The sequence below is a fragment of the Streptomyces sp. T028 genome (assembly GCF_048159505.1).
GTDB lineage: Bacteria > Actinomycetota > Actinomycetes > Streptomycetales > Streptomycetaceae > Streptomyces.
Genome location: NZ_JBLRVZ010000038.1, coordinates 193,430 through 200,230, shown reverse-complemented (window position 1 = coordinate 200,230; position 6,801 = coordinate 193,430). Strand labels below are relative to the sequence as shown.

Sequence of the window (6,801 nt, the reverse complement as noted above, 5' to 3'; positions counted from 1 at the left end):
GTACTGCAGGGGGGACCCTGTGGGAGAGTAGGACACCGCCGAACAATCATTGTGGGAAACCCCCGCACCGTATGGTGCGGGGGTTTTCTGCGTTTAGGGTCTATTACATGCGCTACGACCTGGTGATCTTCGACAACGATGGTGTCCTCGTGGACAGTGAACCCATCTCCAACCGACTGCTCGCTGCCTATCTGACCGAGCTCGGGTACCCCACCTCCTACGAGGACTCCATCCGGGACTACATGGGGTCCGCGATGCACCGGGTCCACGACCTGGTCCAGGAGCGGACGGGAGAGCGGCTGCCGGCCGAGTTCGACGACGTCTTCCACCGGAGGGTGTTCGCCGCCTTCGAGCGGGAGTTGGAGGCCGTGGCCGGGGTCGTGGACGTGCTGGAGAAGCTGGCGGCGGACGAGGTGCCGTACTGCGTGGCCTCCTCCGGTAGTCATGAGCGGATTCGGGTGGGGCATCGGACGACGGGGCTCGACCGGTGGTTCGACGAAGGACGGATCTTCAGTTCGCAGGACGTGGGGAAGGGGAAGCCGGAGCCGGATCTGTTCCTGTACGCCGCCGAGCGGATGGGAGTGGCGCCGGGGCGGTGCGTCGTCGTGGAGGACTCTCCGCTGGGGGTGCAGGCGGCTGTCGCGGCCGGGATGGACGTGCTGGGGTTCACCGCGATGACGCCGGCCGCGAAGCTCGCGAGCGCCACACAACTCTTCTCCGACATGGGGGACTTGACGGGGCTGCTGGCCTGACACTTGGCATGCCGAGTTTGCTCCTTGCGGCGAAGCTGAGGGAAATTCATCTTTGGCTGGATCTACCCACGAGTACGCGGGGGCTCTACGCTCGCCGCCATGACAGAAGTGCTGCGGCGCGGTAGAGCCTCTTTGGCGTTCAGCTTCTTTGCGCAGGGGGCCGCGTTCGCTCTGCTCGTGACCCGGATTCCGGCGATCCAGGACCGGTACGGCGTCTCGGACGGGCAGTTGCCGATCTTCCTCGCCGCTGTGCCCGTACTCGCCGGGGTCGGGAGCGTGACGACCGAGCAGTTGGTGAAGCGGATACCCGCGAGTCGGCTGCTGCGCTGGTCCCAGCCGGTGGTGCTGCTTGCGCTGGTCGGGGTGGGAGCGGGGGACTCGACGGCCGCGCTGGCGCTCGCCCTGGCCGTGTTCGGGCTCGCCGTCGGGGCGCTGGACGCTTCGATGAACATGCTCGGGGTGAGTCTGCAGCGGACGTACGGGCGCAGCATCATGCTGAGCTTCCATGCGGCGTTCAGCCTCGGGGGGATCGTGGGGGCCTCGCTGGCGTGGGCGGGGGCGCACTGGCATCTCGCCCTCTGGCTGTCTTATCTGCCGGTGGTGGCGGCGCTGCTGCCGGCGGCGCTGGTGGGGAGCCGGTGGTATGTCGACGGTGATGCCGGGGCCGGGGTTGGGGCTGGGGTTGGGGGCGTCGAGGACGAGAAGGCTCGGGACGGCTCTGGTGTTGTTTTCAAGCTGCTGCTGCCTTTGTGCCTGGTGATGTCCTTCGCCTACATCGGGGACTCGACCGTTTCCAACTGGAGTGCGAAGTATCTGCAGGACGTGCTGGGCAGCAGTGAGCAGCTGGCGACCGTGCCGTACAACGTGTACATGGTGACCACGCTGGTCGGGCGGGCCATCGGGGACTTCGGGGTGCGGCGGTTCGAGGCGGCGGCCGTGGTACGGCTGGGGGCGCTGGTGGCGGCGGCCGGGTTCGCGGTGGTGGCGGTGGCGCCCGGGGCCTGGGTGGGGATGGGCGGGTTCACCCTGGTCGGGCTGGGGCTGTGTGTGCTGGTGCCGCAGACCTTCGCGGCGGCGGGGCGGTTGTTCCCGGGGGCCTCGGATGCGGCCATCGCCCGGTTGAACGTCTTCAACTACGTCGGGTTCCTGGTGGGGTCGCCGTTGGTGGGGGCGTTGGGGGACGCATGGAGCTATCGGGGGGCGATGGTGGTGCCGATGGTGTTGGTGCTGGTGACGTTGGTGTATGCCAGGTCGTTCGTCGCTCAACCGGACCGATACGGTGGCGGGCATGAGCGGCCGCGCACAGCTGATGTGGGACGAGGCAGTAACGGGCTATGACTTCGGTCCGGAGCATCCGATGGATCCGGTACGGCTGGAGCTGACCCGGAGCTTGGTGGGTGCCCTGGGGCTCGACCGGGACATGGAGGTCGTACGGGCGAAGCCGGCCGGTGAGTCGACCCTGCGGCTTGTGCATCGGGAGGACTACGTCGCTGCCGTGAAGGCGGCTTCGGCGGATCCTGCGGCTGCCGACCAGGCGTATGGGCTGGGGACGATGGACGATCCTGCGTTCGTGGGGATGCATGAGGTGTCGTCGGTCATCGCCGGGTTGTCCGTGGGGGCCGCGGAGGCGGTGTGGCGGGGGGATGCGCTGCACGCGGTGAATTTCGCGGGTGGGCTGCATCATGCGATGCCGGGGGGTGCGTCCGGGTTCTGTATCTACAACGATGCCTCGCTGGCCATCGCTCGGTTGTTGGAGTTGGGTGCCGAGCGGGTCGCGTATGTGGATGTGGACGTGCATCACGGGGACGGGGTGCAGGCCGCGTTCTGGGAGGATCCGCGGGTGCTGACGATCTCGTTGCACGAGCATCCTCGTACGTTGTTTCCGCAGACCGGGTGGCCTGAGGAGACCGGGGCGGGGGCCGGGGAGGGGTCGGCTGTCAATGTGGCGTTGCCGGCGGGGACGGGCGATGCGGGGTGGTTGCGGGCGTTTCACGCGGTCGTGCCGGAGCTGATCGCTGATTTCCGGCCGGATGTGCTGGTGACTCAGCATGGGGCCGATACGCATTTCGAGGATCCGTTGGCGCATTTGGCGGTGTCGCTCGATGCGCAGCGGGCTGTGCAGGTGGCTTGTCATGAGTTGGCTCATGAGTACGCCGGGGGGAAGTGGGTCGCGTTGGGTGGGGGTGGGTACGCGGTGGTGGAGGTGGTGCCGCGGTCGTGGGCGCATCTGGTGGGGATTGCGGCGGGGAGGGAGGTGGCGCCGGAGACCGTGATTCCGGAGAGTTGGCGGGCGGAGGTCTTTGCTCGGACTCGGCAGTTGGCTCCTGTGCGGATGAGTGATGGGCGGTGGCCGGTGGAGTGGGGGGAGTGGGAGGCGGGGTACGACCCTGCGGATCGGTTGGATCAGGCGGTGTTGGCTACGCGGCGGGCGGTGTTTCCGTTGCGGGGGTTGTTGGCGTAGGGGGTGGTTTTGCCCACCCGCCCGCCCGACTCGGTCCCTTGAGCAGTGCCCGTCCCCCGGGGCTCCGCCCCGGACCCCACGAAAGCCTGCCCACCCACCCGCCCGACTCGGTTGGCCGAGAGGCGCCCGTCTTCCGGGGCTCCGCCCCAGACCCCGGCGGGGACTGCGTCCCCTGCACCCCTCGTGGGGTTTCGTCCCGGACGCCGGTGGGGGCGCGTCCGTAGCCCTCGCGGGGCTGCGCCCCCCGGACGCCGGCGGGGACTGCGTCCCCTGCACCCCTCGCGGGGCTGCGCCCCGGACGCCGGCGGGGACTGCGTTCCCTGCACCCCTCGTGGGGTTCCGTCCCGGACGCCGGTGGGGGCGCGTCCGTAGCCCTCGCGGGGCTGTGCCCCGGACCCCGGCAGGGACTGCGTTCCCTGCACCCCTCGTGGGGTTTCGTCCCGGACGCCGGTGGGGGCGCGTCCGTAGCCCTCGCGGGGCTGCGCCCCGGACGCCGGCGGGGACTGCGTTCCCTGCACCCCTCGTGGGGTTTCGTCCCGGTCGCCGGTGGGGGCGCGTCCGTAGCCCTCGCGGGGCTGTGCCCCGGACGCCGGCGGGGACTGCGTCCCTACTCCTTCCGCCGTTTCGGGACAGGCTTCTGGCGCGGGGCTGTGCTCGGGAGGCTTTCGTCCGGTTACGCCGACCGTGGTGACTTCCCCCCGTTTTCCGGCGGGGCCCGTGTGGGGGCGTCAGCATCGGGAGGGTGTTGAGTGATGAGGGTGGGATGCGGGCGTATCTCGTGGGGGTGGGGTTGGCGGGGGTGATCGGGACTGCTCGGGAGGTGAGTCTGCGGAGTTACCGGGCGTTCGCTGCTCGGGATCCTCGGGTGTTGATCGGGGTTGATCCGCAAGGGAGTTGGGGGGTGGCGGAGTTGGTTGGGCTGATGGCGGAGAGGTGTGGGGTTCTGGACGATCCCCGGTGTGTTTCAGGGCAGGATGTGATTGATCCCGAGCGGACCGTTGCCGCGCTGGACGCCTTCGGGGAGCGGGTGGGGGCGGTTGCCCAGCGTGGTGGGACCGTGTTGCTCGGGACCGGGCATCCGGACCGGCTGCTGGGGTTCTACGCCGGGCTTGCGGACGCTTTGTCGGCGGTGGGATGTACTGTCCTCACCCCCGCGCAGGGTCGCTGTGTCGACATAACGACCCGGTTCGGTCTACGTACGTGCAATCTTGACTACGTCCGAGGGGTGGGGGTCGTGCGGGAACGCAGTCGTGAACGCGCCGGTTGTGCGACCCCTGTGCACAGTCATTCCCCGCTGCCGGTTCGGGTGGCGCTCGGGGCGGCCGCCGAGGAGGGCGGGATGCTGCCGGATCTTGTGATCGGGGATCACGGCTGGGTCTGCGGTGCAGGTCAGCTGGGGTTCGAGGCCATCGGGCTGGCTGATACCGATGACCCGGCGCTGTTCGTGGGGGAGGCGGAGGGGGTCGTGTCCGTCGTCGTTCCACTTGATGACGGCGTGCGGGCCGATTACTACCTGCCGCTGACCCGCTACGTACTCAATCGAGCGTGTCTGTCACAGTAGGCCTGCGATGGGTGCACCTCTTCCCCACTCGCATCACCCGCCCCTACATTGGGGAGTGAGCACGCAACGACGAAGAGTCACCGGAAGGGGAAGCCGGTGGCCGTCGAGTGCGGAAGGTTCAGGTGTGTCATGGCTGCAGCTGGCGAAAGGCCTCTGAACGAGGTTCAGTTCCTTACCGTGGCGGAAGTCGCCTCGGTGATGCGAGTGTCCAAGATGACCGTGTACCGGCTGGTGCACAGCGGTCATCTGCCCGCGATCCGGGTGGGGCGGTCCTTCCGCGTCCCCGAGCAAGCGGTCCACGAGTACCTCCGCGAGAGTTACGTGGGGGTGGAAACCGCCTGACGGACGGCGATCGTGGAGGGGGTCGGCGCGGCGTACAGGGCAACCTCGGCCCCCTCCGGAGCCCTCGATTACGACCTCGGCGCTTGGGCGGGTAGGCTGGCCCCTCGTAGGTCGTATGGGCCCATGGCGCCCAAACACCGAGTGATGAGAAGTGAGCGAGGGTAGTCGTGGGCTCTGTTATCAAGAAGCGGCGCAAGCGGATGGCCAAGAAGAAGCACCGCAAGCTGCTCAAGCGCACGCGCGTTCAGCGTCGTAACAAGAAGTAAGGCATTGCCTTAGTTCTTCGCGAGGCGCGAGCCGCGGAAGCGTGGTGTGTGGCCCCCAGTCGGTTCTGCCGGCGGGGGCCACACGCATGTCCGGGTGGTGTGCGGTGGGCTGAATGCCGTGCGTATGTCTGGACGGGCAGACGACGAGCGACCTCGCTGATCTGGTCGTATGACCGACCCGTGTCGTCACCTCGTGCATCGGGGGGTCATCACAGCGCAACATCGACCCGATAAGTTGGTCCGCACACGGGGAACGCGGCAGGGTACGAGCAGTGCATCAGTGCGGACGAGAGGAAGGCGCTGGTCTTGGGGAAGGTCGTGCTCGTGACCGGAGTGGCCCGCCAGCTGGGGGGCCGGTTCGTACGACGGATTCTGCGTGACCCGGAGGTCGAGCGTGTCATCGGGGTGGACGCCGTGCGGCCCGAGCACCATCTGGGCGGTGCCGAGTTCGTCCAGGCCGACATCCGGCAGCCCACCATCGCGCGGGTGCTGGCCGAGACCGGCGCCGACACCGTCGTACATCTCGATGTGACGGCGACCGCGCTGGGCAGTGGCAGCCGGACCACGGTCAAGGAGACCAACGTCATCGGGACCATGCAGCTGCTCGGCGCCTGTCAGAAGTCGCCCAGTGTGAAGCGGTTGGTGGTCAAGTCCAGCACGAATGTGTATGGGTCCGCGCCTCGGGATCCTGCTGTTTTCACCGAGACGACCTCCGCCAAGTCCTTGCCCAGTGGCGGGTTCGCCAAGGACACCGTCGAGGTGGAGGGGTATGTGCGCGGGTTCGCGCGGCGGCGGCCCGATGTGGCCGTGTGCGTGCTGCGGTTCGCGAACATTCTCGGGCCGACCGCCGAGACGCCGCTCGCCTCGTACTTCGCGCTGCCCGTGCTGCCGACCGTGTTCGGCTACGACCCGCGGCTGCAGTTCGTGCACGAGGACGATGTGATCGAGGTGCTGCGGATCGCCTCGCACGAGCCGGCGCGGTCCACGCTCAACAGCGGAACCTTCAACATCGCCGGGGACGGGGTGCTGCTGCTGTCGCAGTGCTCGCGGCGACTCGGGCGGCCGACCGTGCCGCTGCTGCTGCCGGCCGTCACCTGGGCGGGATCGCTGGTGCGGACGCTGGGGATGACGGACTTCTCGCCCGAGCAGATCCGGCTGCTGACCCATGGGCGGGTCGTGGCGACCACGCAGATGCGTGAGACGCTCGGGTTCAGCCCGAAGTACACGACGGCGGAGACCTTCGCGGACTTCGCGCGCAGCCAGGGGCCCGGGCTGCTGCCCCCGGAGGCCGTGGCCGGGGTTGTTACGGGGGCCGTCGCGGGGGTCGTCGAGCGGATCGCGGCGCTGCCTCTCGCCCGAAGCGGCCCCTCCACGTCCCATCCCCCGACGCCGAGCGCAGAAGACTGAGGAGCGCATCAA

At 68.7% G+C, this 6,801-nt stretch carries 7 protein-coding genes; all 7 read left to right on the top strand.

Annotated features, from left to right (window positions below):
- Window positions 1-107: 107 nt before the first annotated feature.
- The 7 genes from ACLZN2_RS34210 to ACLZN2_RS34180 all read left to right on the top strand — a co-directional run bounded on the left by ACLZN2_RS34210 (window position 108) and on the right by ACLZN2_RS34180 (window position 6,789).
- Window positions 108-752 (top strand): HAD family hydrolase, encoded by a 645-nt coding sequence (locus tag ACLZN2_RS34210; RefSeq protein ID WP_416983310.1) that lies wholly within the window; start codon window positions 108-110, stop codon window positions 750-752.
- 99 nt (window positions 753-851) lie between these two features.
- Complete coding sequence (locus ACLZN2_RS34205) at window positions 852-2,090, top strand: MFS transporter (protein WP_416983309.1); 1,239 nt, start codon at window positions 852-854, stop codon at window positions 2,088-2,090.
- Window positions 2,041-3,213, top strand: coding sequence for an acetoin utilization protein AcuC (locus tag ACLZN2_RS34200; protein ID WP_416983308.1), 1,173 nt, complete (start codon window positions 2,041-2,043; stop codon window positions 3,211-3,213). The genes ACLZN2_RS34205 and ACLZN2_RS34200 overlap by 50 nt, the downstream gene beginning before the upstream one ends.
- Before the next feature lie 763 nt (window positions 3,214-3,976).
- Complete coding sequence (locus tag ACLZN2_RS34195; protein WP_416983307.1) at window positions 3,977-4,774, top strand: phosphatase; 798 nt, start codon at window positions 3,977-3,979, stop codon at window positions 4,772-4,774.
- 129 nt (window positions 4,775-4,903) lie between these two features.
- Entirely contained in the window at window positions 4,904-5,116 is a 213-nt protein-coding gene (locus tag ACLZN2_RS34190; protein ID WP_004984898.1) for a helix-turn-helix domain-containing protein, read from the top strand.
- Window positions 5,117-5,283: 167 nt separating this feature from the next.
- A complete protein-coding gene (locus ACLZN2_RS34185) occupies window positions 5,284-5,382 on the top strand; it encodes a 30S ribosomal protein bS22 (RefSeq protein WP_003948845.1) in 99 nt (32 codons plus the stop codon).
- Between the two features lie 306 nt (window positions 5,383-5,688).
- Window positions 5,689-6,789 carry an NAD-dependent epimerase/dehydratase family protein gene (locus ACLZN2_RS34180; protein ID WP_416983306.1) on the top strand — a complete coding sequence of 367 codons (1,101 nt, stop codon included), beginning with the start codon at window positions 5,689-5,691 and terminating at the stop codon, window positions 6,787-6,789.
- The last annotated feature ends 12 nt before the right edge of the window (window positions 6,790-6,801 follow it).